The organism is Streptomyces sp. NPDC052016 (assembly GCF_044548445.1).
Lineage (GTDB): Bacteria > Actinomycetota > Actinomycetes > Streptomycetales > Streptomycetaceae > Streptomyces.
The window spans coordinates 18,028-43,732 of record NZ_JBIUBX010000044.1 but is presented as its reverse complement, the minus strand read 5'-3'; the positions used below and the strand labels follow the sequence as shown (position 1 = coordinate 43,732).

Annotated in this window: 24 protein-coding genes; 11 read left to right on the top strand and 13 right to left on the bottom strand. The window is 72.1% G+C overall.

Annotation, left to right across the window (positions count from 1 at the left end; genetic code table 11):
- Positions 1–33: 33 nt before the first annotated feature.
- The 6 genes from ACIHAR_RS38010 to ACIHAR_RS37985 all read right to left on the bottom strand — a co-directional run bounded on the left by ACIHAR_RS38010 (position 34) and on the right by ACIHAR_RS37985 (position 9,087).
- Complete coding sequence (locus tag ACIHAR_RS38010) at positions 34–828, bottom strand: SURF1 family protein (protein ID WP_400023805.1); 795 nt, start codon at positions 826–828, stop codon at positions 34–36.
- A gap of 101 nt (positions 829–929) precedes the next feature.
- A complete protein-coding gene (locus ACIHAR_RS38005; RefSeq protein ID WP_188291435.1) occupies positions 930–1,163 on the bottom strand; it encodes a hypothetical protein in 234 nt (77 codons plus the stop codon).
- An 80-nt stretch (positions 1,164–1,243) separates the two neighbouring features.
- A complete protein-coding gene (locus ACIHAR_RS38000) occupies positions 1,244–2,263 on the bottom strand; it encodes a DEDDh family exonuclease (protein WP_365468193.1) in 1,020 nt (339 codons plus the stop codon).
- A 164-nt stretch (positions 2,264–2,427) separates the two neighbouring features.
- Positions 2,428–5,154: an MXAN_6230/SCO0854 family RING domain-containing protein gene (locus ACIHAR_RS37995; protein ID WP_400023804.1), complete on the bottom strand. Its 2,727-nt coding sequence runs from the start codon at positions 5,152–5,154 to the stop codon at positions 2,428–2,430.
- Positions 5,155–6,050: 896 nt separating this feature from the next.
- The gene (locus ACIHAR_RS37990) at positions 6,051–7,481 is read right to left on the bottom strand and encodes a CoA transferase (RefSeq protein WP_400023802.1); all 1,431 of its coding nucleotides are present in this window, start codon (positions 7,479–7,481) and stop codon (positions 6,051–6,053) included.
- A gap of 76 nt (positions 7,482–7,557) precedes the next feature.
- The gene (locus tag ACIHAR_RS37985; RefSeq protein ID WP_365468179.1) at positions 7,558–9,087 is read right to left on the bottom strand and encodes a S8 family serine peptidase; all 1,530 of its coding nucleotides are present in this window, start codon (positions 9,085–9,087) and stop codon (positions 7,558–7,560) included.
- Positions 9,088–9,384: 297 nt separating this feature from the next.
- On the opposite strand from ACIHAR_RS37985, the gene ACIHAR_RS37980 reads away from it, so the two are divergent.
- The 3 genes from ACIHAR_RS37980 to moaA all read left to right on the top strand — a co-directional run bounded on the left by ACIHAR_RS37980 (position 9,385) and on the right by moaA (position 12,523).
- A complete protein-coding gene (locus ACIHAR_RS37980; protein ID WP_365468176.1) occupies positions 9,385–9,741 on the top strand; it encodes a DUF485 domain-containing protein in 357 nt (118 codons plus the stop codon).
- Positions 9,738–11,363 carry a cation acetate symporter gene (locus ACIHAR_RS37975; RefSeq protein ID WP_388761029.1) on the top strand — a complete coding sequence of 542 codons (1,626 nt, stop codon included), beginning with the start codon at positions 9,738–9,740 and terminating at the stop codon, positions 11,361–11,363. Before ACIHAR_RS37980 ends, ACIHAR_RS37975 begins: the two co-directional genes overlap by 4 nt.
- Positions 11,364–11,533: 170 nt before the next feature.
- Entirely contained in the window at positions 11,534–12,523 is a 990-nt protein-coding gene (moaA, locus tag ACIHAR_RS37970; protein ID WP_400023814.1) for a GTP 3',8-cyclase MoaA, read from the top strand.
- Between the two features lie 26 nt (positions 12,524–12,549).
- Here the strand turns inward: moaA and ACIHAR_RS37965 are convergent, their stop codons facing one another.
- Together ACIHAR_RS37965 and ACIHAR_RS37960 are read right to left on the bottom strand one after the other, a co-directional pair.
- Positions 12,550–12,789 carry a hypothetical protein gene (locus tag ACIHAR_RS37965; RefSeq protein WP_365468170.1) on the bottom strand — a complete coding sequence of 80 codons (240 nt, stop codon included), beginning with the start codon at positions 12,787–12,789 and terminating at the stop codon, positions 12,550–12,552.
- Between the two features lie 229 nt (positions 12,790–13,018).
- Positions 13,019–13,426, bottom strand: a complete 408-nt coding sequence (locus ACIHAR_RS37960; RefSeq protein WP_365468167.1) for a DUF3099 domain-containing protein — start codon at positions 13,424–13,426, stop codon at positions 13,019–13,021.
- 201 nt (positions 13,427–13,627) lie between these two features.
- Here ACIHAR_RS37960 and ACIHAR_RS37955 point away from each other — a divergent pair, with 201 nt between their 5' ends.
- The gene (locus tag ACIHAR_RS37955) at positions 13,628–13,906 is read left to right on the top strand and encodes a GlsB/YeaQ/YmgE family stress response membrane protein (protein WP_365468164.1); all 279 of its coding nucleotides are present in this window, start codon (positions 13,628–13,630) and stop codon (positions 13,904–13,906) included.
- Positions 13,907–14,054: 148 nt separating this feature from the next.
- Here ACIHAR_RS37955 and tyrS read toward each other — a convergent pair whose 3' ends face one another.
- Genes tyrS through ACIHAR_RS37940 form a run of 3 tightly spaced genes read right to left on the bottom strand, consistent with a single transcriptional unit; the run spans position 14,055 to position 18,304 of the window.
- Positions 14,055–15,323: a tyrosine--tRNA ligase gene (gene tyrS, locus ACIHAR_RS37950; protein WP_388761034.1), complete on the bottom strand. Its 1,269-nt coding sequence runs from the start codon at positions 15,321–15,323 to the stop codon at positions 14,055–14,057.
- Positions 15,324–15,365: 42 nt separating this feature from the next.
- Entirely contained in the window at positions 15,366–16,784 is a 1,419-nt protein-coding gene (locus ACIHAR_RS37945; protein WP_400023797.1) for a metallopeptidase TldD-related protein, read from the bottom strand.
- Positions 16,781–18,304 carry a TldD/PmbA family protein gene (locus ACIHAR_RS37940; protein ID WP_365468155.1) on the bottom strand — a complete coding sequence of 508 codons (1,524 nt, stop codon included), beginning with the start codon at positions 18,302–18,304 and terminating at the stop codon, positions 16,781–16,783. The genes ACIHAR_RS37945 and ACIHAR_RS37940 overlap by 4 nt, the downstream gene beginning before the upstream one ends.
- A gap of 242 nt (positions 18,305–18,546) precedes the next feature.
- Here ACIHAR_RS37940 and fabG point away from each other — a divergent pair, with 242 nt between their 5' ends.
- The 3 genes from fabG (at position 18,547) to ACIHAR_RS37925 (ending at position 20,567) form a co-directional block, all read left to right on the top strand.
- Positions 18,547–19,251: a 3-oxoacyl-[acyl-carrier-protein] reductase gene (gene fabG / locus ACIHAR_RS37935; RefSeq protein WP_400023796.1), complete on the top strand. Its 705-nt coding sequence runs from the start codon at positions 18,547–18,549 to the stop codon at positions 19,249–19,251.
- Positions 19,252–19,256: 5 nt separating this feature from the next.
- Positions 19,257–20,024, top strand: a complete 768-nt coding sequence (gene fabI, locus ACIHAR_RS37930) for an enoyl-ACP reductase FabI (RefSeq protein WP_351064757.1) — start codon at positions 19,257–19,259, stop codon at positions 20,022–20,024.
- Positions 20,025–20,183: 159 nt separating this feature from the next.
- Entirely contained in the window at positions 20,184–20,567 is a 384-nt protein-coding gene (locus tag ACIHAR_RS37925; RefSeq protein ID WP_365468148.1) for a hypothetical protein, read from the top strand.
- Positions 20,568–20,695: 128 nt separating this feature from the next.
- Here ACIHAR_RS37925 and ACIHAR_RS37920 read toward each other — a convergent pair whose 3' ends face one another.
- Positions 20,696–21,385 carry a FadR/GntR family transcriptional regulator gene (locus tag ACIHAR_RS37920; RefSeq protein ID WP_365468145.1) on the bottom strand — a complete coding sequence of 230 codons (690 nt, stop codon included), beginning with the start codon at positions 21,383–21,385 and terminating at the stop codon, positions 20,696–20,698.
- A 132-nt stretch (positions 21,386–21,517) separates the two neighbouring features.
- Here ACIHAR_RS37920 and ACIHAR_RS37915 point away from each other — a divergent pair, with 132 nt between their 5' ends.
- From ACIHAR_RS37915 to ACIHAR_RS37900, 4 genes are all read left to right on the top strand, one after another.
- The gene (locus ACIHAR_RS37915; protein ID WP_400023812.1) at positions 21,518–22,741 is read left to right on the top strand and encodes a CynX/NimT family MFS transporter; all 1,224 of its coding nucleotides are present in this window, start codon (positions 21,518–21,520) and stop codon (positions 22,739–22,741) included.
- 43 nt (positions 22,742–22,784) lie between these two features.
- The gene (locus ACIHAR_RS37910) at positions 22,785–22,901 is read left to right on the top strand and encodes an SGM_5486 family transporter-associated protein (protein ID WP_365468142.1); all 117 of its coding nucleotides are present in this window, start codon (positions 22,785–22,787) and stop codon (positions 22,899–22,901) included.
- Between the two features lie 243 nt (positions 22,902–23,144).
- A complete protein-coding gene (locus ACIHAR_RS37905) occupies positions 23,145–23,351 on the top strand; it encodes a hypothetical protein (protein ID WP_400023794.1) in 207 nt (68 codons plus the stop codon).
- 106 nt (positions 23,352–23,457) lie between these two features.
- Positions 23,458–23,976, top strand: coding sequence for a SixA phosphatase family protein (locus tag ACIHAR_RS37900; RefSeq protein WP_400023792.1), 519 nt, complete (start codon positions 23,458–23,460; stop codon positions 23,974–23,976).
- 374 nt (positions 23,977–24,350) lie between these two features.
- Here ACIHAR_RS37900 and serB read toward each other — a convergent pair whose 3' ends face one another.
- Positions 24,351–25,565, bottom strand: coding sequence for a phosphoserine phosphatase SerB (gene serB, locus ACIHAR_RS37895; RefSeq protein ID WP_365468133.1), 1,215 nt, complete (start codon positions 25,563–25,565; stop codon positions 24,351–24,353).
- Positions 25,566–25,705 lie beyond the last annotated feature (140 nt).

The window sequence follows — 25,705 nt, the reverse complement described above, 5'->3', positions numbered from 1 at the left end:
ACGGCGTGCGCGGTGCTCCGTGCGCCGTCGACCTCACACCGGAGTGGGCGCCGCTTCCTCCCGGCCCTTCGGGCCGGCCGTCTCCGCGCGGTCGCGGCGCTCGCGGCGGACCAGGATCACCCAGCCGACGGGCACGCACGCGGCGAAGAGCCACCACTGTATGGCGTACGCGAAGTTCAGGGCGGCGTCCTCGTTGCCGGGCCGGCCGATCAGCTGCGGGGTTTCGCCCTTGGGCTCGGGTGCGGTCTGCACGACGTAGCCGCCGAGCACCCGGGCGTCGAGACGCTGCGCCTCCTGCTCGCTGTTGATCAGCATGACCTGCCGGTCCGGGAGCCCCTTGAGGTCCTTGATGCCGCTGGCCGCGGTCGTCTCGTCGGGCATCAGCCGTCCGGTGACGGTGACCGTGCCGGCGGGGGGTGCGGGGACCGCGGGGAACGCGGTCTGGCTCGGGCCGTCGGCGGGGATCCAGCCGCGGTTGACCAGCAGCACCTTGCCGTCCGTCAGGACGAACGGGGTGAGGACGTGGAAGCCGACCTCCTCGTCGGCGTTGACCCGCCGCCTGACGACGACTTCCCGGTCGGGGTCGAAGCGGCCCTCGGCGGTCACGGAGCGGTACCGCTGGTCGGTGGTGACGGTGTGTCCCGGGGAGGTCAGCTTCTCGACGGGCACCGGCTGTGCCGTGAGCGCGTCGGAGACCAGCTGGTTCCGGGCCGTGCGCTCGTCGTAGCGGTGCATCTGCCAGAAGCCCAGCCGGATCATCGTGGGGATGAGGAGCAGGGCGACCAGCGTGAGGATCACCCACTGCCGGGACAACAGGAAGCGGTACACCCCACGACCGTACATCTCGGACCGTGGGGTGCTCCCGGCAGGGGTGCGCTTCGGGGGAGAGGCGGGCTGCCGGGAGAGTGATTTCCGCGGCGGGGCTGGTCTCAGACGCGGTCGACGATGCCCACCTTCCCCTCCGCCCGCGCGCAGTGGGCGCCGCAGTACCAGTGGCCCTCGACCTCGACGCCCTGACCGATGATCTGAACACGACAGTGCTCGCAGATGGGGGCCATGCGGTGGATCGCGCAGGAGAAGCAGTCGAAGACGTGCACCGCGCCCTGCGCGTGCACCTCGAAGGTCATTCCGTAGTTATTTCCGCAAACTTCACATGTCGCCATGCGCCACAGGGTGAGCGGTCGGGGCGGCGGGGGCGAGCGGGCGGTGGGCGAGTCGTGCGGCAATCACCCGGACGTACGGGTCACTCCTCCGCGGCCGTCGCGTCTCCCGTCGCCGGCTCCACGTCCCGCAGCAGCTGTCCGAAGGCGGCCTCGTCGACGACCGGCGTCCCGAACTGCCGGGCCTTGACCACCTTCGACGTGCCCGAGTCGGGGTCGTTGGTGACCAGCAGGCTGGTCAGCCGCGACAGGCTCGTCGCGACATGCAGCCCCGCCTCGGTCGCCCGGTCCTCCAGCAGATCCCGCTCGACCGACGTGTCACCCGAGAAGGCCACCCGCATGCCCTGCTTGAGCCGTTTGCCCTCTTCGTACCGGCCGGGGTTGGGATAGGGGCATGCGGGCCGTTTGCGGGACGGACGCCAACTGGTGGGGCGGTAACCGCCGTACCCCCCGGAACCGCCCGGCTGCCGCCCGATCCGGGGGACGGGCCGGTCCTGCCACTCCGTGAGCGGACGGCATTCGTGCAGCGGCAGCCGGACACCCCCCGCCGCCGCGGCCCGCAGGCTCGGACGGAACGCCTCCGCCAGCACGCGCGCGTCGTCCAGCGCGTGGTGCGCCCGCCGCTGGACGACGCCGAAGTGGGCCGCCAGCGACTCCAGCTTGTGGTTGGGCAGCGGCAGGCCCAGCTCCTTGGAGAGCGCGATGGTGCACAGCCGCTGCTTCACCGGCGCCTCGCGATCCGCGCGCGCGTACTCCCGCGCGATCATCTGCCAGTCGAAGACCGCGTTGTGCGCGACGAGCACCCGGTCCGCGAGCCGGGCCGCGAACTCCTCGGCCACGTCCCGGAAGAGGGGCGCTCCCTCGAGAGCCTCACTCGTCAGACCGTGGATCCACACCGGCCCGGGGTCGCGCTCCGGGTTGACCAGCGTGTACCAGTGGTCCTCGACCTCACCGCGCGCGTCCAGCCGGTAGACGGCGGCGGAGATGATCCGGTCGTCGCGGGCCAGGCCGGTGGTCTCCACGTCAACGACCGCGTATCCCGGGGGATACGCGGCCGGCCACTCCGTGGGGGAGGACGCTGTGGTCGTGACGTCTTCGAGCATGGTTCCTGAGGATACGGGCCGCCACTGACACCCCGTGCACGCGTCCCGGCGGAGCAGCGGGCACGGCCACACGCGCGTGCGGGACGAAGAAGGACGGAAAGTACGGGGGCCGTACGGGAGTTCGGCCGGCGTACCCGCACGGGGGTGCCGTCGGCCCGGTGCCGTCAGCCCAGCGCCGCCACCAGGTCGCCGGCCGCCAGCGGCGTCAGACCACAGCCGTCGACCGGCCCGGGCAGCAGCCGGTACACCTCCCCGCAGGCGCGCTCCGGCGCCACGCCGCCGTGCACCAGCGCCAGCAACACCCGCTTCTTCGCGGCGGCTTCGGCGGCCAGCCCGTCGGCGCCGTCGCCGCCCTCCGGACGCTCCCGCCGCTCGGGCTCCTCCAGCGCACGCACGCGGGCCGCGAACGCCGTGTCCCTCTCGCCGTCCCGCCGCACGTAGTGCCACAGCTCGTCGACGGCACCCGGTCGCGGCGCGCGCCGCACCACCGCGACCTCGTCCGCGCGCGCGGCGGCGTGCCACACCGCGAGGTCCCACAGCGTCGTACGGCCGGAGGCGAAGTACTGGTACAGGTCCCGGCCCGCCCGGCCCAGGTCGGCGGCGTGCCGGTGCACGTTGTGGTAGCCCTCGGCGGCCGACACGTGCAGGTCCGTCCACAGGAACGTGCGGTGGCGCAGGTCCACTATGAGCGGGACGTGGACGCGCGAGTCGCCGACGAGGTCGTAGCGCTGGCGCACGGTGCGCGGGTCGTACGAGGCGTCACGGTCCTCCTCGGCGGCCGAGGCGAGCGTCATGAAGCCCGCGAAGGCGTCCAGGAGCCGCTCGAAGGGGATGTCGTTGTAGCTGAAGACGACGGGCAGCGCGTACCGCACGCCCAGGCCGCCGAGCGCGGTGAGGTCCAGGTCGACGTACTCGGTGGCGCCGCACGGCGCGGGAGCCGAGGTCAGGTCGCCCGAGTGCACCGCCCACCGGTCGCCGTACACCAGGTTGGTGTAGTCGCACAGGTCGACGAACTCCCAGTTCTCGTCGTACAGCGCCACCGACAGGTCGAGGTCGACGCGGGTCTTCGCGGGCTCCGTCCAGTGCAGGAACAGCCGCATGACCTCGCCCTCGGGCAGCGGCTGTGTGCTGCCGCGCGGTACCGCGATCAGGGTCTTGGTGTCGGCGCGCTCGGTGGCCGGCACCGCGAGGCCGGTGAGACCCGAGTCGAGCACGGCCAGCTCCACGCGCGGGGCGGCCGACAGCCGGCGCACCGCCTCCGCCTCCAGCAGCGCGCACACCTCACGCGTCACCGCCGGTGACAGCGGGGGGCGGGTGTCGTCCACGGTGTACGCGTGCGTGACCTGGCCGCGCGGGAAGAACACGCGCCGTTCGGATGGCACATGACGGATCCTCAGCCGACCGAGCGCGGCCAGCAGCGGGGCCGGGCCCGCCTGGGGCAGGACCCGCCGCAGGACCTCCGCGAAGCCCTCCGGCAGGGCGTCGAGCGGACGCAGCCGCAGCAGGTGGTCGAGGCGGCGGAGCAGCTCACCGGGCCGCCGCGCCAGCAGCGCGAGCGCCCCCTCGATGTCCTTCTCGGCCAGCGCCTGCTCGACGCGGGCACTCCAGGTGACGGCACGCAGCCGGGAGCCGTCGGCACGGACGGCGTCGGGGTGGGCGGCGGCGGTCCGCAGGAGCGCCTCGGCGAGGGCGGCGCCCGGGTGGTGCGCGGCGTCGGGCAGCGACCCGCCCGACGCGGTGCCTCCCGCGGTGCCGGCGCCGCGCCGGGGGACCTCGGCCGGCGACGCCCCCGAGACGCCCGCGCCGCTCCCAGCCGGCACCGAGACGTCCGTGCCCCGCAGCACGGCGAAGGCCAACGCCGCCTTCGGATGGCGGGCGTGCTGCTCGTACGGGTGCAGGATCTCCGCGGCCCGCTTCCAGAGCACCGGATGCCGCAGTACGTCCTCCACCAGCGAAGGGGCCGGCAGCCCGTCGAGCACGGCGAGCAGCCGGCGACGCAGTCCGCGCGGCAGCGACCGCAGCCGCGGCGGCTCGATCAGATCGGCCTCGCCCCCGGACCACACGCACAGCAGCCGCAGCACGTCCGTCGCGGTCGTGAGGTGACCGTCGATCAGCTCCAGCGCGTCGGCGCGCCGGTCGCGCGCCCGCAGCATGCGCCCCAGCACCAGCGCCTTCGTCTCCCGCACCGGAATCTCCTCCGGGAACCAGGCGACTCCCGCGGGCGCGTGCGCCAGCAGCACCGCCAGGTCCTCCCGGTCCCGCGGCGGCAGCGGCGTACGACGGGCCAGCAGCGTCCGCAGCGCCGTCACGGCGTCCGCGCGCGCGTCCCGGCCGAGTGCGAGCAGCTTCAGCGGGCCCACGGACATCTCGCGCGCGTGCCGAGGCGGCGCCGGCTTCAGAAAGGGGTCGGCCGGATCGACGCGGCGGTGGCAGAGGGGGCAGCCCGAGTAGTCCGCGCCGTCCCAGCACTCCCGGCACACCAGGTGCGCGCACGGCGCCACCGGGTGGACGCTGCCGACCGTGCCGCACAGCACGCACGGCTGCTTCGGCCACTGCAGCAACAGCGTGAAGACGCGGTCGACCCACAGCTGGAACGTGTCGTCGGGAACCGACGCCGGGAAGGTGCGGAACAGCGGCATGTGCGTACGGTCCGCGCCCAGCTCGGCGTCGATGTGCGCGACCAACTGCCGCCCGGCGTCGGCCAGTCCGGCCGGCCCCAGCCATGCCAGCGCCGCCCGCAGCCGCGCGTTCGGCGCGAACCCCCGTTCCAGCAGCTCGGCTTCGAGCGCGACGAGTCCCTCGTCCGTCGACGGGTCGCCCGGCCGTGGCCCGGCCTGGTCGACGTAGACGGTACGGAGACGGCGGAGCAGCACGGACGCGAGTACGGACAAGCGGAGTTCCTCCGGAGCGCGGGGAAGAGAGCCTCGACGGGCACCCGGACTCGTCGTGAGCGAGGCTCTGACGCGAGACGGGTGCGGAGCGGGGGCGGAGAGTGGGCGCGCTACGGGATTCGCAGGAAGGAAGAAGGAAGCACACCGGCGGAGCCGCCCCCGTGGCCCTGACTGTAGAACGGGCGCGAGAACGGGCGCCACTTGTTTACTGCGCGGACCGGCGCCGCTGCGCCACTCATGTGTGCCGTGCCGCTCACGCACGCCCGGGGGGAGATCGAGGGGTTCGCCCTCACGCGGAACGGATCGCGGTCGTGCCGTGGCGCAGGCTGGAGCAGAGAAGCGGCGACCAGGAAGGGCGGCAAGGACCCTTGGCAACCTCATCGCATGGTCCGGCGACGCAGCTTTCGGTACAGCGGTCCACGGCGGCTGACGAGCGAGCGGTGCTCGACCTGGTCAACGCCGACAGGCTGCCGGGACAGCCCGAGACCACGCCGGAGATGCTCGCCGAGGCCCTGGCCGGCCGGTCGCCGGTGGACGGCGACTGGTGGGCCGAACCGGCAACGCCCGTGACGGACGTTCTGCACGACGCGGATGGGCACGTGGTCGGCGTCGTCTCCTACGCCGTCCGCCCCCATGACGGTGCCGGGTTCCTCATGTGGCTGCAGGCCATGAGCGAGGAGGAGGCGCTCACCAAGGCACTGATCACCCGGGCACTCGGCAGCCTCGGTCCGCGCGTGGTGAAGGCGGCCCGCGGCTGGGGCGGGGCATGTGTTCCGCGGGCCGGGCCGGGCCGGCAGCCGGTGCGCCCCGCGGCGACCCCCGCGCCGGTCGAGGAGATGCGGGCCGCGTGTCCCGCCCCCGACGCCCCGGCCTGCCCGCGCGCCGCAGCCGGTGGCTCAGTTCTCCCAGTGGGCCGGATCGGCCCCCCACGGTCCAGGCGGCCGTGCCCAGTCGCCGGGTCCGCCGGCGAAGGACACCGGCGGCAGGGCGTACCGCAGCCGTCCGATACGGCTGTCCCTCTCGCTGAGCCACGCCTGCGCGACCTGGCTGTCGTAGGCGGCGCCCACCTCCTCCTCGCCCGGCCGAGCCCTCCCCGGCCGCGGCCGCCGCGGGCTCGCCTGCTCCGGCCGCGTCCCCTCGGTCAGCCAGGCCGCCGTCCGCGCGAGCGCCACCCGCAGCACCCGGCCGTGTCCCTCGGCGGAGCGCTCGGTGAGCGCGCGCAGGACCGCGGCCGCGAGGAGGTAGCCGGTGCCGTGGTCGAGCGCCTGGGCCGGCAGTGCGCCGGGCTGTCCGGCGGTCCCCTCGGTCGCCGCGACACCGGTCGCCACCTGTACGAGGCTGTCGAAGCCGCGCCGCCCGCCCCACGGCCCGTACGCGCCCCACGCCGACAGCTGCGCCACGACCAGCCCGGACCGGCGCGCGGCCAGCGCCTCCGGCGAGAGGCCGAACCGGTCCAGGGCGCCCGGGCGGTAGCCGGTGACGACGACGTCCGCCGCGCCGAGCAACTCCTCGAACGTCCGCCGGTCGACGCCGAGGTCCAGGGCCGCCGACCGCTTCCCGAAGCCCGTGTCGGCCTGCTGATCGGGGAGTTCGCGCAGGTGCGGGGCGTCGACGCGCAGGACGTCCGCGCCCAGCAGGGCGAGGGTGCGGGTGGCGACCGGACCGGCGATGACCCGGGTCAGGTCCAGCACGCGCAGCCCGGCGGCGGGCAGCAGGGGAGAGACGCCGTCCAGCGGCGGCAGCGCACGCGCGCGTGCGGTGTCCACACGGGCGCTCTCGACGAGGGGTCGCCGGGCGATCTCCGCCGCCTGCTCGTGCGCGGCCCACTCCTTCGGCGTGCGCAGCGCCACGGCGAGGCCTCCGGCGGCGTACACCGTCTCCTCGACCTCGAGGGCGGCGCGTCCGGCGAGTGCCGACTCGACGGCGGCCGGGTCCTCCGACGGGCCAAGGTCCAGCGCACGGAGCAACCGGGCGCGGTGGTGCGGGTAGTTGGCGTGCGTGCGCACCCACCCGTCGGCCGTCCGCCAGAACCTCGACAGCGGTGCGAAGCCGACCGGCGCCCTCCCGTCGACGCGCAGATGGCGCTCACTGACGAACGCGGTGGCCACCGCCCCGTCGTCCACCCGCACCCGGGGCGCCTCCGCGAGCCCGGCCCGCCGCGCCCCCAGCTCGGCCCCCGCCAGCGCGCACACGCCGACACAGGCCCGCGCCAGCTCCCGTACGGGGAGCCGTGCCGGGAGGGCGCCCTCCCGGACGACCGTCGACACGCGCGCGAGGAGGGCGGGATCGCCGCCCAGCGCCGACCAGGCGAACTCGATGTCAGTCATGACGACACTGTGCACGAGTGGTGGCGACCAACGAGGGCCGGACGGAAGCCCGCCCGGCCCTCGAGGCACACACCGGCTACTTCACCGCACGCAACGCGTTCACGACGCCGAAGCCGTAGAACCCGTTGATCCGCTTGCCGCCGGCGCACGTGGCGTCCACCACGCCGTCACCGTTGCCGTCGTACGGCTCGGTCGGGCAACCCGGGTTGTCCGCCTGCGCCTTGAGGAGCGCCTGCAGCATCGCCGGGGAGGCGTACGGGTGCTTCGACTTCAGCAGCGCCGCCACGCCCGCGACGTGCGGGGAGGCCATCGAGGTGCCCTGCAGGAAGCCGTACCCGTTGTTCGGCATCGTCGACAGGATGCGGCCGTTGGCCGACGGGGTGTCCGGGATCTGGTACCGGTCGCCGCCCGGCGCCGCGACGTCGGCGACGCCCAGACCGTAGCTGGAGTAGTACGACTTGGCGCCGTTGACGCCCGTCGCGCTCACCGTGACGACGCCCGGCAGCTGGGTCGGCACGTCGAGGCACTCGTGCGGGTCGACGGTCCGCGTCACCGGGGTCGAGTCGTCCGGGCTGCTGGTGTCGACGATCTCGTCGGCGTCGAGGTCGTGGTTGGAGTTGCCCGCCGAGGCGACGTTCAGCGTGCCCTTCTTCTGGGCGTACAGCTGCGCCCTGTTGACCGCGTCGACGATGGCCTTCTGGTCGGGGTCGTCCATGCAGTTGTACAGCCACGGGTCGACGTAGTAGCTGTTGTTCGTGATCTCGACGCCGTGGTCGGCGGCGAAGACGAAGGCACAGACGACGTTCTCCGGGTAGAAGAGGCCGTCCTTGGGGTCGCTCACCTTGATGCTGGAGACCTTCACCCCGGGCGCGACACCGGCGACGCCGATGCCGTTGCGGGCCGCCGCGATCTCACCGGCGACGTGCGTGCCGTGGTAGTCCTGCTCGGTGTACGGGCGCCAGGCTCCCTCGGAGGTGTCCGCGACGCCGCCGACGCAGTTGGCCGACTGGGACGCGGAGAAGTTCGGGGCGAGGTCCGGGTGGGTGTCGTCGACGCCGGTGTCGATGACGGCGACCGTCACCTTCTCGCTGCCCGGGTTGATCTGCGCGGCCTTGTCGGCGCCGATCGCGCGCAGGTCCCACTGGTCGGCCTCGAGCGGCTCGCTCTCGCCCGCCGCGGCGGAAGCGCTCGCGGTCCTCGCCGCCTCCGCCTTCGACAGGAGCTGCGCCGCGCCCTCGTCGGTGGTGCCCGCGAGGCTCAGCGGCGCGGTACGGGTCGCACCCGCCGACTGCACGCCGCGCACCGCGCGTATCGTCGGCCCGAAGTCGGGGTTCGCCGAGTGCACGACGAGCACGCCGATCTTCTCGTACGCCGCGGTGACCGTGCCGCCGGCCGCCGCGATCGCCTTCTTCACCGACTCGACCGTGCGGTGGTCCACCTTCGTGTTGACGACGTAAGCCAGGGTCCCGGCGTCGGCCGCCTGGGCGGCGGAGGTCGCCACCGGGGCCGCCGAGGCCGCCGCCGGCAGGAAGCCGAGGGAGGCGGTCAGCGAGAGCACGACGGGCACCGCGAGGGCGAGGCGGCGTCTGGAAGGCAGATGAGCCATGGGGTCTCCACATCATCCGGAAACGAGACCGTCCGGGCGCAGGTGGCGCCTGGACAGGTACATGACGGGTGGTGCTCGCCCGAAGCTATCTTCCTGACTCGCCGGCCAGCAATGACCTAAGGCGACGACTTCCGAAACAACCCGGTCGGCGGCTGACGAAAAGACACCGATCGACGACTTTCGAAAGAACCCGATCGAGTTGAACCGGCCCTTGCGCGCCGCCGTGACCTTGGGCAGGGAGCCCGAGGACGATCGAGCCCCCGCACCCAGCCGTCATCCGCAACGCGAGGAGACTCCGTGGCCACCGAGACACCGCCACCCTCGAATACCCAAGCCCAACTCCCGTCCACCGAGGAGTTCGTCGCGGTGCAGGAGAGCGCGGAGTTCGGTGAACTGCGCCGTTCCTACCGCAGCTTCGCCTTCCCGCTGACCGTGGCCTTCATCGCCTGGTACCTGCTGTACGTCCTGCTGTCCAACTACGCGGGCGACTTCATGGGCGCCAAGCTGTTCGGCAACATCAACGTCGCGTTCGTCCTCGGCGTCGCCCAGTTCGTCACCACGTTCCTCATCGCCTGGTGGTACTCGCGGCACGCCGCCGCGAAGCTCGACCCCAAGGCCGAGGCCATCAAGTCCCGGATGGAGGGCGGCGCATGAGCCCCGTACAGCAAACCTTCCTCGCCGCGAACGAGGCCAGCGAGCACCGCCCGCTGATCATCACCCTGTTCGCGCTGTTCGTCGTCGCGACCCTCGGCATCACCATCTGGGCGGGCCGCCAGACCAAGGACGCCGCGGACTTCTACGCGGGCGGCCGCCAGTTCAGCGCCTTCCAGAACGGCCTCGCCGTCTCCGGCGACTACATGTCGGCCGCGTCGTTCCTCGGCATCGCGGGCGCGATCGCCCTCTTCGGCTACGACGGCTTCCTGTACTCCATCGGGTTCCTCGTCGCCTGGCTGGTCGCTCTCCTCCTGGTGGCCGAGCCCCTCAGGAACTCCGGCCGCTACACCATGGGCGACGTGCTGGCCTACCGCATGCGCCAGCGCCCGGTCCGTACGGCGGCCGGCACCTCCACGATCGTCGTGTCGATCTTCTACCTGCTCGCCCAGATGGCGGGCGCCGGCGTCCTGGTCTCCCTGCTGCTCGGCATCACCTCCGACGCCGGCAAGGTCCTCATCGTCGCCCTCGTCGGCGTCCTGATGATCGTGTACGTCTCCATCGGCGGTATGAAGGGCACCACCTGGGTCCAGATGGTCAAGGCCGTGCTGCTCATCGGCGGCACCATCCTGATCACCTTCCTGGTGCTGCTGAAGTTCGACTTCAACATCTCCGACCTGCTCGGCACGGCCGCCGAGAACAGCGGCAAGGGCGCCGCCTTCCTGGAGCCCGGCCTCCAGTACGGCGCGACCGGCACCACCAAGCTGGACTTCATCTCCCTGGGCATCGCCCTGGTACTCGGCACGGCCGGCCTGCCGCACATCCTGATCCGCTTCTACACCGTCCCCAACGCCAAGGCCGCCCGGAAGTCCGTGAACTGGGCCATCGGCATCATCGGCGGCTTCTACCTGATGACCATCGCGCTGGGCTTCGGCGCCGCGGCCCTGATCTCCCAGGACGAAATCATCGCGTCCAACCCGTCCGGCAACACGGCGGCCCCGCTGCTCGCCCTCCACCTGGGCGGCGTCGACTCGGCCTGGGGAGCGATCCTGCTCGCCACGATCTCCGCGGTGGCGTTCGCGACGATCCTCGCGGTGGTCGCCGGCCTCACCCTCGCCTCGTCGTCGTCCTTCGCGCACGACATCTACGCCAACGTCATCCGCAAGGGGAAGGCCACGGAGAAGGAGGAGATGAGGGCGGCCCGCTGGGCGACCGTCTTCATCGGCGTCGTCTCCATCGGCCTGGGCGCCCTCGCCCGGGACCTCAACGTGGCCGGCCTGGTCGCCCTGGCCTTCGCGGTCGCCGCGTCCGCGAACCTGCCGACCATCCTCTACAGCCTGTTCTGGAAGCGGTTCACCACCCAGGGCGCCCTGTGGTCGATCTACGGCGGCCTGATCGTCGCCGTCGGCCTGGTGCTGTTCTCGCCCGTGGTCTCCGGCGACCCCAAGGCGATGTTCCCCGACGTCGACTTCGCCTGGTTCCCGCTGAAGAACCCCGGCATCATCTCCATCCCGTTCGGCTTCCTCATGGGCTGGCTCGGCACCGTCCTGTCCAAGGAGGGGCCGGACAGCGGCAAGTACGCGGAGCTGGAGGTCCGGTCCCTGACCGGCACCGGCGCCCACTGAGGGACGCCCACCGGGACGCTCCGGAGCGGCCGCGTCGTAGGTCACCTGTAGGTCCCTACGACGCGGCCGCGTCTTGCCTCGTGGGATCGGGTCTGTGGCGATGTCGGCGCCGTCACGTAGGCTCGCAGATGACGGAACACATGCGCTCCGCGACGAGGGAGGGGGCCCGCGTGCTCATCGACACCTACGGCCGAGTGGCCACCGACCTGAGGGTCTCGCTGACCGACCGCTGCAACCTGCGCTGTACGTACTGCATGCCCGAGGAGGGCCTGCAGTGGCTGTCCAAGCCCGACCTCCTCACGGACGACGAGATCGTCCGCCTGATCGACATCGCCGTCACCTCCCTCGGCATCGAGGAGGTCCGTTTCACCGGCGGCGAGCCCCTGCTGCGCCCCGGCCTCGTCGGCATCGTCGAGCGGGTCGCCGCCCTCACCCCGCGCCCCCAGATGTCACTGACGACCAACGGCATCGGCCTCCGGCGCACGGCGACCGCCCTGAAGGCCGCGGGCCTGGACCGGGTCAACGTCTCCCTGGACACCCTGCGCCCGGACGTCTTCAAGGCCCTCACCCGCCGCGACCGCCACAAGGACGTCCTCGAAGGCCTCCAGGCCGCCCGCGAGGCCGGCCTGACCCCGGTGAAGGTCAACAGCGTCCTCATGCCGGGCCTGAACGACGACGAGGCCCCCGACCTGCTGGCCTGGGCCGTCGAGCACGACTACGAACTGCGCTTCATCGAGCAGATGCCCCTCGACGCCCAGCACGGCTGGAAGCGCGACGGCATGGTCACGGCCGGGGACATCCTGGCCGCCCTGCGCACCCGCTTCGACCTCACCCCCGAGGGCTCCCAGGCACGCGGCTCCGCCCCCGCCGAGCGCTGGATCGTCGACGGCGGCCCCCACCGCGTCGGCGTCATCGCCTCCGTCACGCGCCCGTTCTGCGCGGCCTGCGACCGCACCCGCCTCACCGCCGACGGCCAGATCCGCACCTGCCTCTTCGCCCGCGAGGAGACCGACCTCCGGGCGGCCCTGCGCTCCGGCGCCCCCGACGAGGAGATCGCCCGCATCTGGCGCCTGGCGATGTGGGGCAAGAAGGCGGGCGCCGGCCTGGACGACCCGTCCTTCGTCCAGCCGGACCGGCCGATGTCCGCCATCGGCGGCTAGGACGGCACCCGCGGGGCGCGGGGTCGTCACACCTCCCGCGCCTGCCACTCCTCGAGCGGGACGACGTCCTTCAGGAACCCCCGGATGCCGAGGAACTGCGACAGATGCTCGCGATGCTCCTCGCACGCTAGCCACGTCTTGCGCCGCTCCGGCGTGTGCAGTTTCGGGTTGTTCCAGGCGAGGACCCAGACCGCGTCGGTACGGCAGCCCTTGGCGGAGCAGATCGGGGAGGCGGGGTCGGAGCCGGGGACGTCGAGGATGTTCACGCGTCGACCCTAACCCGCGCGAGGTCCGCGCCATCGTGGCCGGCCGATCGGCCGCAAAAGGCGACGCCGAGCAGCCACGGGGGGAGCTGCCCGGCGTCGGTCCGTCGCTCCGACGGGGGATGCGGAGCGCGTACGAAGTATGTCATGGGTCACGGGCCCGACGGCACCGGAACAACATGATTGATCTGAGCTTTTCCTGAGCTTGGCCCACAGCCGGCGCAGGGCCGGTTCACGGCCGCCGCTCGGTCGGATCGGCCTGCGCGTCCTCACGGGCCGATTCCGCGAAGCGCTCCTCTTCGGTGCCCGGCGCCCCCGCGCCGTCCTCCGCACGCGGCGGCGTGAGCATCGGCCGCGTCGGCGTGGCCACGAACGTCGAGGGCAGACCCGGCGCGTTCTCCCGCCCGGCGTTGGCGATCACCACCGAGATGTAGGGCAGCACCGCCCCGAGGACCAGCGCCACCACGGCCACATGCCGTTCCACGTTCCACAGCACCGCCGCGAGGATCACCGAGAGCGTGCGGATCGACATCGAGATCACATAGCGCCGCTGCCGGCCCCGCACGTCCTCCTGGAGCCCCTGACGGGCCCCGGTGATCCGGAACACCTGGACGTTGCCGCCGCCACCCTGCTTCCGCATCGCATTCCACCATCCGCCCGCGTCGAACACTCCCCGGCAACCACGGTACGCCGCGGCTCCGCCGACCCGGAGACCGGGGCGCCTCCCACCGAGGCGGCCGACCTGCGTCGTACCGCGTACGCCCACACCCGACATGCGCCGTACGGCGCACGGACCGAAACTGGGATCAATGCTCACGTCGAGCCGTACGAGGAGGCAGCCATGGGCTGGTTGTGGGCGATCATCGTGGGATTCGTGCTGGGCATGATCGCCAAGGCGGTCATCCCGGGCAAGCAGCACAGCCCGCTGTGGCTGGTCACGATCTTCGGCATCCTCGGCGCCATCGTCGGCAACGCGGTCGCCCGGGGGTTCGGTATCGACGAGACACCCGGCATCGACTGGAGCCGTCACATCTTCCAGCTGATCGCCGCCATCATCATCGTGGCCTTCGGCGACATGCTGTACATGCAGACGCTGGGGAAGAGGAAGCACCGGGTCTGACGCGCGGCGCCCCCGTCACGGCCGCCCCGAAGGGCACCGTGACGGGGGCGTGGGACCGTACCGTCTCCACGGCTCCGCCGGGGGTGCTGCCGGCCACGACGACCGGCAGCACGGGAGAACCCGCACCCCGCGGAGCACCGGGCGACGCTCAGGCGCCGGTGACCTCCACCGCGGCCAGGTTCTTCTTGCCCCGCCGCAGCACCAGCCAGCGCCCGTGCAGCAGGTCCTCCTTCGCCGGCACGGCGTCCTCCGCGGCGACCTTGACGTTGTTCACGTAGGCGCCGCCCTCCTTCACCGTGCGCCGCGCGGCGGACTTGCTGGCCACCAGGCCGACCTCGGCGAACAGGTCCACGACCGGTCCGAGCTCGGCGACCCGGATGTGCGGCACCTCCGACAGGGCCGCCGCCAGCGTCCGGTCGTCGAGGTCCGCCAGCTCGCCCTGACCGAAGAGCGCCTTGGACGCGGCGATCACGGCGGCCGTCTGGTCGGCGCCGTGCACCAGCGTCGTCAGCTCCTCCGCCAGCGCCCGCTGAGCGGCCCGGGCCTGCGGTCGCTCCTCGGTCTGCCGCTCCAGCTCCTCCAGTTCCTCGCGGGACTTGAAGGACAGGATCCGCATGTAGGTGGAGATGTCCCGGTCGTCCACGTTCAGCCAGAACTGGTAGAACGCGTACGGCGTCGTCATCTCCGGGTCGAGCCAGACGGCGCCGCCCTCGGTCTTGCCGAACTTGGTGCCGTCCGCCTTGGTCATCAGCGGCGTGGCCATCGCGTGCACGTTCGCGTGCGGCTCCAGCTTGTGGATCAGGTCCAGGCCGGCCGTGAGGTTGCCCCACTGGTCGCTGCCGCCCTGCTGGAGCGTGCATCCGTAGCGCCGGTAGAGCTGGAGGAAGTCCATGCCCTGCAGGATCTGGTAGCTGAACTCGGTGTAGCTGATGCCCTGGTCGGACTCCAGGCGGCGGGCCACGGAGTCCTTCGTCAGCATCTTGTTGACACGGAAGTGCTTGCCGATGTCGCGCAGGAACTCGATCGCGGACAGGCCGGCCGTCCAGTCGAGGTTGTTCACCATGACGGCCGCGTTCTCCCCCTCGAAGGAGAGGAAGGGCTCGATCTGGGCGCGCAGCTTGCCGACCCAGCCGGCGACCGTCTCCGGGTCGTTCAGGGTGCGCTCCGCCGTCGGGCGGGGGTCGCCGATCAGGCCGGTCGCCCCGCCGACCAGCGCCAGCGGCCGGTGACCGGCCTGCTGCAGCCGGCGCACGGTGAGCACCTGCACGAGGTGCCCGACGTGCAGGGACGGGGCGGTCGGGTCGAAGCCGCAATAGAAGGTGACGGGACCGTCCGCGAGCGCCTTGCGCAAAGCGTCCTCGTCAGTGGACAGGGCGAACAGCCCCCGCCACTTCAGCTCGTCGACGATGTCCGTCACGGTTCTCGTGTCTCCTCGAGTGGGTCGTAATCAGGTACGAGGTTATACGCCCTGGCTGACAGAGCTCATATTGAAGTCCGGCACCCTCAGCGCGGGCATCGCGGCCCTGGTGAACCAGTCGCTCCACTCCCTGGGCAGCGTCTTCTCCGTGCGCCCGGCCTCCGTGGCCCGGCCGAGCACGTCCAGCGGGGACTCGTTGAACCGGAAGTTGTTGACCTCGCCGACCACCTCGCCGTCCTCGACGAGGTACACGCCGTCCCGGGTCAGGCCGGTCAGCAGCAGCGTCGCCGGATCGACCTCCCGGATGTACCACAGGCAGGTCAGCAGCAGCCCGCGCGTGGTGCTCGCGACCATCTCCTCCAGGGAGCGGTCGGCGCCGCCGTCCAGGATCAGGTTGTCGCCCGCGGGCGCCACCGGCAGGCCGGTCAGGGCCGCGCTGTGCCGGCTGGTGGCGAGGTGCTTCAGCTCGCCCCCGCCGATCCACTCGGTGGCCCGGATCGGCAGCCCGTTGTCGAACACCGACTGGTCACCGCCGGAGGAGTGCGCGACGACGAACGGCGCCGACTCCAGTCCCGGCTCGTGCGGGTCGCTGCGCAGGGTCAGCGGCAGCGCGGTCAGCTTCTCGCCGAGACGGGTGCCGCCGCCCGGCTTGGAGAACACCGTCCGCCCCTCGGCCGCGTCCCGGCCCGACGCCGACCAGAGCTGGTAGATCATCAGGTCCGCGACGGCGGTCGGCGGCAGCAGCGTCTCGTACCGCCCGGCGGGCAGCTCTATCCGCCGCTCCGCCCATCCCAGGCGTACGGCGAGCTCGGCGTCGAGCGCCGCCGGGTCGACGTCCTTGAAGTCCCGGGTCGACCGGCCCGCCCACGCCGAGCGCGTACGGTCCGGCGACTTGGCGTTGAGCTCCAGCGTCCCGTTCGGCTGGTCGTGCCGCAGCCGCAGCCCGGTCGACGTGCCCACGTACGTCGACACCAGCTCGTGGTTGGCGAAGCCGTACAGCTCGCGACCGCCCGCACGCGCGCGTGCGAACGCCTCGCCCAGCGCCGGCGCGAAGTTCGCGAAGACGGCCGACGAGGTCTCGCCGGGCGCCTCGGTGAACTCGGGGGACTGCGCCACCCCCGTCACCAGCGGCTGCGCGTCCTCCGCGGGCCCGGCCCCGCGCGCGGCGGCCTCGGCGGCCCGCACCAGCGGCTCCAGCTCGTCCGCGGTCACCGCCGCCCGCGAGACGACCCCGGAGGCGGTGCCCTCCTTGCCGTCGACCGTCGCGATCACGGTGAGCGTGCGTGAGCGGGTGACGCCGTTGGTGGTGAGCGCGTTGCCCGCCCAGCGCAGGTTGGCCGTCGACCGCTCGTCGGCGATCACGACACAGCCGTCGGCCCGCGACAGCTCCAGCGCCCGCTCCACGATCTCGTGCGGCTTGTTCGTCGGCGAAGTGGTGCCGTTGGACACACGGGCGCTCATCGGCCGGCCTCCTGCGTGGTGTTCAGAATGTTGACGCCCTTGAACAGGGCCGACGGGCAGCCGTGCGACACCGCCGCGACCTGCCCCGGCTGGGCCTTGCCGCAGTTGAAGGCACCCCCGAGCACGTACGTCTGCGGGCCGCCCACGGCGGCCATGGAGCCCCAGAAGTCGGTGGTCGTCGCCTGGTAGGCCACGTCCCGCAGCTGCCCGGTGATCCGCCCGTTCTCGATCCGGAAGAAACGCTGGCCGGTGAACTGGAAGTTGTAACGCTGCATGTCGATCGACCAGGACCGGTCCCCGACGACGTAGATGCCCCGGTCGACGCCCCCGATGAGGTCCTCCGTGGACAGCCCCGCCGGATCCGGCAGCAGCGACACGTTGGCCATGCGCTGCACCGGCACATGGCCGGGGGAGTCGGCGAACGCGCACCCGTTGGACCGCTCGAACCCGGTGAGCCGCGCGATCCGCCGGTCCAGCTGGTAGCCGACGAGCGTGCCGTCCTTCACCAGGTCCCAGGACTGCGCCTCGACGCCCTCGTCGTCGTAGCCGACGGTCGCCAGCCCGTGCTCGGCGGTGCGGTCGCCGGTGACGTTCATCAGCTCCGAGCCGTACCTGAGCTTGCCGAGCTGGTCGAAGGTGGCGAAGGAGGTGCCGGCGTAGGCGGCCTCGTAGCCGAGGGCCCGGTCCAGCTCGGTGGCGTGCCCGATGGACTCGTGGATGGTCAGCCACAGGTTGGACGGGTCCACGACCAGGTCGTACAGCCCCGGCTCGACACTGGGCGCCCGCATCTTCTCGGCGAGCAGCTCGGGGATGCGCGCCAGCTCCTCGTCCCAGTCCCAGCCGGTGCCCGTGAGGTACTCCCAGCCCCGCCCGACCGGCGGCGCGATCGTGCGCATCGAGTCGAACTCGCCGCTGGACTCGTCGACCGACACCGCCGTCAGCTGCGGGTGCAGCCGTACCCGCTGCTGCGTGGTCACCGTGCCCGCGGTGTCGGCGTAGAACTTGTTCTCGTGCACGGTGAGCAGCGAGGCGTCGACGTGGTTGACGCCGTCGGCGGCCAGCAGCCGCGTGCTCCAGTCCGCGAGCAGCGCGGACTTCTCCTCGTCGGGCACGGTGAACGGGTCGATCTCGTACGAGGAGATCCACGTCCTCTCCGCGTGCACCGGCTCGTGGGCCAGCTCCACGCGCTCGTCCGCCCCGGCGGCCTTGATCACCTGCGCGGACAGCTTCGCCATCGCGACCGCCTGCGAGGCGACCTTCGCGGCCGCGTCCATGGTCAGGTCCACACCGGAGGCGAACCCCCAGGTCCCGCCGTGCACGACGCGCACCGCGTACCCGAGGTCGGTGGTGTCCGACGACCCGGACTGTTTGGCGTCCCGCAGCCGCCAGGACGCACTGCGCACCCGCTCGAAACGGAAGTCCGCGTGCTCCGCGCCCAGCGCACGCGCGCGTGCGAGCGCGGCGTCGGCCAGGGCGCGCAGGGGTAGTGCCGTGAAACTTTCATCGATGGTATGAGGCACCTACGTCTCTCCCTGTGGTCGTCGCCTGTGATGGCTCCGATCATGTCGCGGGAGCCGACCCCCGGACCACACCTTTCCGTCCCGGTCCGCGACTTTCTGTAGGGACCCCACAGCGAGTCCGGTGCGCCACTGTCGGTGCCCGAATGTCCGCAGGCCGGATCGGACCGATAGGTTTCGAAGGAAGCCGCCTGTCGCCCAGCGTCCTGGCGGTTGTGTCAGACCCCTAGGGAAAGGGTGATCCGTTGAGCCGCTCGGTTCTCGTCACCGGAGGTAACCGGGGCATCGGCCTCGCCATCGCCCGCGCGTTCGCCGATGCCGGCGACAAGGTCGCGATCACGTACCGCTCGGGGGAGCCGCCGGCGGGCTTCCTCGCCGTCAAGTGCGACATCACCGACCCCGAGCAGGTGGAGCAGGCCTACAAGGAGATCGAGGAGGCGCACGGTCCCGTCGAGGTCCTGGTCGCCAACGCCGGCATCACCAAGGACCAGCTCCTGATGCGCATGTCCGAGGAGGACTTCACCTCGGTCATCGACACCAACCTCACCGGCACCTTCCGGGTCGTCAAGCGGGCCAACCGCGGCATGCTGCGCGCCAGGAAGGGCCGCGTCGTCCTCATCTCGTCGGTCGTGGGCCTCTACGGCGGGCCCGGCCAGGCGAACTACGCCGCCTCCAAGGCCGCCCTGGTCGGCTTCGCGCGCTCCCTCGCCCGTGAGCTGGGCTCGCGCAACATCACCTTCAACGTCGTCGCGCCCGGTTTCGTCGACACCGACATGACCAAGGTGCTCACCGACGAGCAGCGCGCGGCCATCGTGTCGCAGGTTCCGCTCGCCCGGTACGCGCAGCCGAAGGAGGTCGCCGCGGCGGTGCGGTTCCTCGCCTCGGACGACGCCTCGTACATCACTGGAGCCGTCATCCCCGTTGACGGCGGACTGGGAATGGGTCACTGATCACCATGAGCGGAATTCTCGAGGGCAAGCGCGTCCTGATCACCGGTGTGCTGATGGAGTCCTCCATCGCCTTCCACACCGCCAAGCTGGCCCAGGAGCAGGGTGCCGAGATCATCCTGACCGCGTTCCCGCGGCCCACGCTGACCGAGCGCATCGCCAAGAAGCTGCCCAAGCCCACCAAGGTCATCGAGCTCGACGTGACCAACGACGAGCACCTGGGTCGGCTGGCCGACATCGTCGGCGAGGAGCTCGGCGGCCTGGACGGCGTCGTGCACTCCATCGGCTTCGCCCCGCAGGACGCGCTCGGCGGCAACTTCCTCAACACGCCGTTCGAGTCGGTCGCCACCGCCATGCACGTCTCGGCCTACTCGCTGAAGTCGCTCACCATGGCCTGCCTGCCGCTGATGCAGAACGGCGGCTCGGTCGTCGGCCTCACCTTCGACGCGCAGTACGCCTGGCCGCAGTACGACTGGATGGGCCCGGCCAAGGCCGCCTTGGAGGCCACCAGCCGTTACATGGCCCGTGACCTGGGCAAGCAGAACATCCGCTGCAACCTGATCTCGGCCGGCCCGATCGGCTCCATGGCCGCCAAGTCCATCCCGGGCTTCGCCGAGCTGGCCTCCGTGTGGGACACGCGCGCCCCGCTGGAGTGGGACCTGAAGGACCCCGAGCCCGCCGGACGCGGTGTCGTCGCCCTGCTGAGCGACTGGTTCCCGAAGACCACGGGCGAGATCATCCACGTGGACGGCGGTCTGCACGCCATCGGCGCCTGATCCCCTCGCACGTCCCCGACGCCCCGTTCCCGCACCGCGCGGGAGCGGGGCGTCACCCGTTCGGCTCACTTGGCCGGGCGGGGGAGGGGCACCACCAGGCACGCTGAAGTGCGTGTCCGCACGCGCTTCCCTCCCCAGCACGGCCGAGGAGGTCCCCTTGTGCGCCTGTCCCGCAGCGTGGCCCCAGTGACCGTCGCCGTCTGTCTCGTCCTCTCCGTGCCGTACGACGCGCTGCCCCACGCGCGCGGGGAGGCGCCCCGCGTGGGGGGACCGCGCCCGGAAGTGCCGGAACCCGCCATCGTCACGTCGGAGCCGTTCGGCGCGGAGTGCCGCACCAGCGTCCACGGCTCCCATGTCGTCGCCTACTGCCACAACCCCTACGCCGACACCGACCGCGTCCGCCTGCACATCGAGTGCGCCCGCTGGTGGGACCTGGACACCGACGGCGCCCCTGCCGACGTCGGACCCGCCATGACCGTACGGCTGACCGGCCGGTGCTGGAAGGAGGTCGACAAGGCCTGGGTGAGCCACCAGAGGACCTGAGCGCGTCGGCCGGCCACCGGAGGACGTGCACAGCGGTCAGAGGGTCGCCGGAGGCGGTGCACGGCGGTCAGCCCGCCGTCGGCCGTACGTGAAAGCGTCAGCCGTCGGAGGCCGTGCCGTGAAGCGCGTCAGCCGTCGGAGGCCGTGAACCGCCCGGGCCGGCACAGGAACGGATAGCTCGCCGCCTCGGCGGCGGCCCGCTCCGCGTCCCCGGCGCGGAGGGCGTCCACCAGCCGCGTGTGGTCCATGTACGTCTCCGGGGTCAGCTCCTGGCCGACGTCCTCACGCAGCCAGTCCCGCAGCACCTCGCCCAGGTCCGCGTACATCGCGGTCATGACGTCGTTGTGGGAGGCGGCCACCACCGCCAGGTGAAACGTCGCGTCCGCCGCGACGAAGGCCTCCGTGTCGCCCGACTCCCACGCCTCCTCGCGCCGCAGCAGCAGCGTGTCCAGTTGCTTCAGGTCCTTCTCCGTGCGCCGCACGGCGGCCAGCTTCGCCGCGCCGGACTCCAGTGTGGAGCGCAGCTCGGCGATGTGCCGCGGATCGGCGTCGGCGAAGCGGCGGTGCATCACGCCGGCCAGCTCGCTGGTCGCCACCACGTACGTGCCCGAGCCCTGCCGGATGTCCAGCAGGCCGTTGTGCGCGAGCGCGCGCACGGCCTCGCGGACGGTGTTGCGGGCGACGCCCAGCTGCTCGACCAGCTCGGGCTCCGTGGGGATGCGCGAGCCCACCGGCCACTCGCCCGAGGTGATCTGGTGGCGCAGCGCGGCGATGACCTGCTCGGAGAGTGCCGAGCGACGGGGATGGCTCAGGGGCATGGCACACCTTCGCACGGTCCGGGCGGGGGAGGAGCGCCCAGGGATGGACAACCAATCATCCCATGATTCTATGATGGCTGTATGGCTAGTGAGGAAACCCGGACGAAGACGCCCCCGGCCGTGCGCACCCCGATGGCCGAGGGGCCCCCGCGGGCGTCCACGCGCGCGTGGGCGCAACGGCTGCTCGTGGTCGGCATCGTGCTGGCCGCGTTCAATCTCCGTCCCGCCATCACCAGCCTCGGCGCCCTCCTCGAAGAGGTCCGCGACGGCCTCGGCATGAGCGGCAGCGTGGCCGGGCTGCTCACCTCCGTGCCCCCGCTCTGCTTCGCCGTCTTCGGCGTCATGGCCCCCCGTCTCGCCCGCCGCTTCGGGCCGGGCGCGGTGGTGTGCGCCGGCATGGCCGCCATCACCGCGGGCCTGCTGATACGGCCGTACGCCGGCGGTACGGCCGGCTTCCTGGCGGCCAGCGCCCTCGCCCTCATGGGCATCGCCGTCAGCAACGTCCTGATGCCGGTTATCGTCAAGCGCTGGTTCCCCGACCGGGTCGGTTCCATGACCGGCCTGTACTCGATGGCCCTCGCCCTCGGCACCTCCGCGGCCGCCGCGATCACCGTGCCGGTGACCGAGACGCTGGGCGGCGGCTGGCAGCCCGGGCTCGCGGTCTGGGCGGTCCTGGCGGCGGCCGCCGTACTGCCCTGGCTGCCGCAGGTGCGGAAGCGGGACACGGCTCCCGCCGAGCAGACCTCCGCGCGCACGGAGACGCCGGCCGCCCCGCGCGTCACCCGGAGCCGTACGGCCTGGGCGCTCGCCGTCTTCTTCGGGCTCCAGGCGACCGCCGCCTACATCACCATGGGCTGGATGGCGCAGATCTACCGGGACGCGGGCGTGGCCGCCGGCACGGCGGGTCTGCTCCTCGCCGTCACGATGGTCATGGGCGTGCCGCTGGCCTTCGTCATCCCGCGCGTGGCGGCCCGGCTGCCGCACCAGGGCCCCATCGTGCTCGTGCTCGGCGTCTGCGGCCTCGCCGGATACGCCGGCCTCCACTTCGCTCCCGCCGGCGGCGCCTGGGCCTGGGCGCTGCTGCTGGGCGTCTCCAACTGCGCCTTCCCGCTGGCCCTCACCATGGTCGGCATGCGGGCCAGGACCGGCGCGGGCGTGGCGCAGCTGTCGGCCTTCGCGCAGAGCACCGGCTACCTGATCTCGATCCCGGGACCCCTGCTGGTGGGCGTGCTCTACCAGCACAGCGGAGGCTGGGGCCTGCCCCTCGCCCTGATGGCGGCGCTGATGGTGCCGCAGATGGTCGTGGGCGTCCTCGCAGGACGTGACCGCACCGTGGAGGACGAGGCCGCCCGCTGACCCCGGGCGCACCGCTGCCCGCGCCGGGTGCGAGACTGGGCGCATGCCCGTGCTCGACCCGAACCCCCAGAACGGCCAGAAGAAGATGCTGATCGTCTTCGGCTCGTTCCTCCTCATCTTCGTGATCATCGGGATCATCGCGACGATCGCCTCGCCCTGACGGTCGGACCCCCCCGCTGATCTTTCTGCTCCGCTGCTCGGCTGCTCGGTTGCTCCGCCCCTCCGACCCGCGCCGACGGCCGCGGCGACCTGGTGGTGGGGTTAACCCCCCTGTCCCCTAGGGGGCCAAGGTCAGGGTCAAGTGGGTGGATCACCGGATGGGCCGGGCGCCGCCGGATCCGTACCTTCGAATCGTGACCGCGGGACGCGGCCCACGGACCACTCGAGGACAGCGGAGGCACTCATGTCGGCTCCCACGCACACCCGGCCCCACCCGGCCACCCCGGGCGGCGTCGGCACCCGGCTGCCCTGGTGGGCCCTCGCCCTCCCGACCCTGGCCTTCGTCACCCTGCTCGCGCTGATACTGCACCCGTCCGACGCCCACGCGTCCACCGGCGACCCGGCGATAGCGCACCTCGTCGAGCGCGTGCGGGACCTTCTCTCGCGCTAGCCGTGTCGATCACGCCCCGGGCACACCCTTCACAGCCCGGTCCACCGGTGAAGGCGCATGTCAACTCCCTGCGCCGCGTGGCCTGTTTCGTGCGAAGCTGGGAGCCATGAGCGTCGCAGAACCCCGCAGGATCGTCCTCTTCCGGCATGCGAAAGCCGACTGGCCCCAGGTGAACGACCACGAGAGGCCGCTCGCCGAGCGGGGCCGAAAGGACGCCGCCGTCGCCGGACGCAAGCTGGCCGACACCGGCATCCCCATCGACCTGGCCCTGTGCTCCACCGCCACGCGCACCCGCGAGACCTGGAAGCTCGCCGTCCAGGAGTTCCCGCAGCGGCCGAAAACCGTGTACGAGGAGCGGATCTACGAGGCCTCGCCGGGCGAGCTGATCGCCCTGCTCAACGAAACCCCCGACGAGGTGCGCAACGTCCTCCTGGTCGGCCACAACCCGGGTATCCACGGCCTCGCCGACATCCTCTCCGGAGCGGACGAGGGCGACGCCCGGGAGCGGATGAACCGCCGCGGCTTCCCGGCCGCCACCTTCGCCGTCGTGTCCTTCGAGGGCTCCTGGAAGTCCGTGGAGCCCGGCGTGGGCACCCTGCTCGACTTCTGGACGCCCTCCGACTGAGCCTCCGACGGACGTGACTCTGGGCTTCCGTGCGGGTCCGGTTTCCGTGCGGGTCCGGTTTCCGCGCGGGTGCGGCGTTTGCGCGGGTCGGGTTTCCGTGCGGGTCGGAATTTCCGTGAGGGTGCGGCGTCCGCGCGGGTCGGACTCCATGCGGTTCCGGGGTCTGCGCGGTTCCGGAGTCTGTGCGGGTCGGGCTTCCGCGCGGGTCGGGCGTCTGCATGGGTCGGGCTTCCGGGCGCTTCCGGCTTCCGCGCGGGTCGGGCGTCTGCGAAGGTCCAACATCGCGAGGGCCCGGCACCGCGACGGTGCCGGGCCCTCGCCGTCGGCACCCGAGACTGCCGAGACGTTTGGCGAAACGTTTTCTTCCGGCTGTCTTACTGCTCGTCGTGGGTGTCCGCCGCCTCGACCTCTTCGCGGGTGATGCCCAGCAGATACAGCACCGTGTCCAGGAACGGCACGTTCAGCGCGGTGTGCGCCGCCTGGCGGACGACGGGCTTGGCGTTGAAGGCGACACCGAGACCCGCCGCGTTGAGCATGTCCAGGTCGTTGGCGCCGTCGCCGATCGCCACCGTCTGCGACAGCGGCACGCCCGCCTCCGCGGCGAACCGGCGCAGCAGCCGCGCCTTGCCCGCGCGGTCCACGATCTCCCCGGTGACCCGGCCCGTCAGCTTGCCGTCGACGATCTCCAGCGTGTTCGCCTGGGCGAAGTCGAGCCCCAGCCGGTCCTTGAGGTCGTCGGTGACCTGGGTGAAGCCGCCGGAGACGACCCCCACCTGATAGCCGAGCCGCTTCAGCGTGCGGATGAGGGTGCGCGCGCCCGGCGTCAGCCGCACCTCCGCGCGCACCTTCTCCACGACCGACGCGTCCAGGCCCTCGAGCAGCGCCACGCGCGCGTGCAGCGACTGCTCGAAGTCCAGCTCGCCGCGCATCGCCGCCGCCGTCACCTCGGCGACCTCGGCCTCGCAGCCGGCGTGCGCGGCGAAGAGCTCGATCACCTCGTCCTGGATGAGCGTGGAATCGACGTCCATGACGACGAGCCGCTGGGCGCGCCGGTGCAGGCCCGCCGCCACGACGGCGACGTCCACACCGAGCGCCGCCGCGTCCGTGACCAGGGCGGTGCGCAGCGGCTCCGTCTCCACGCCGGAGACCGCGAACTCGACGGCGGTGACCGGGTACTTGGCGAGCCGGAAGATACGGTCGATGTTGCCGCCCACCTTGGTGATCTTGGCGGCGACGGCGGCCGTGGCCTCCGCGGTCAGCGGGTGGCCCAGCACGGTGACGAGGGAGCGGCCGAGGCCGCGCGGGCGGTTGTCACCGATGCCGGAGATGATCTCCGCCTGCATCTTCATCGACTCCGCCCAGCTGTGGACGGTCGACCGCAGGTCGCCCTCCAGCCCGCGCGGCGGCTCGGTCACGAGCGCGCACAGCACCATGCGGCCACGGGTGACGACCTGCTCGATGTCGACCACGTCGACGGAGTAGGCGGCCAGGGTGTCGAAGAGGCCGGCCGTGATGCCCGGACGGTCCTTGCCGAAGATCTTGACGAGGAGAGTCGGGACGTCGGTCGGTGAGATCTGCTCAGCGCTCATGGTGTACCCACCGTATCCGGCACCCCGTGCCCACCGCCGCCGAGGTCCGCCTGGCGGACACGGAACAGTGCGTGACATGCGGGTGGCGCACGCCTTACGCCAGGACGACGGCGGCTCGCGCCCGCGCCCCGCCCGCGCCC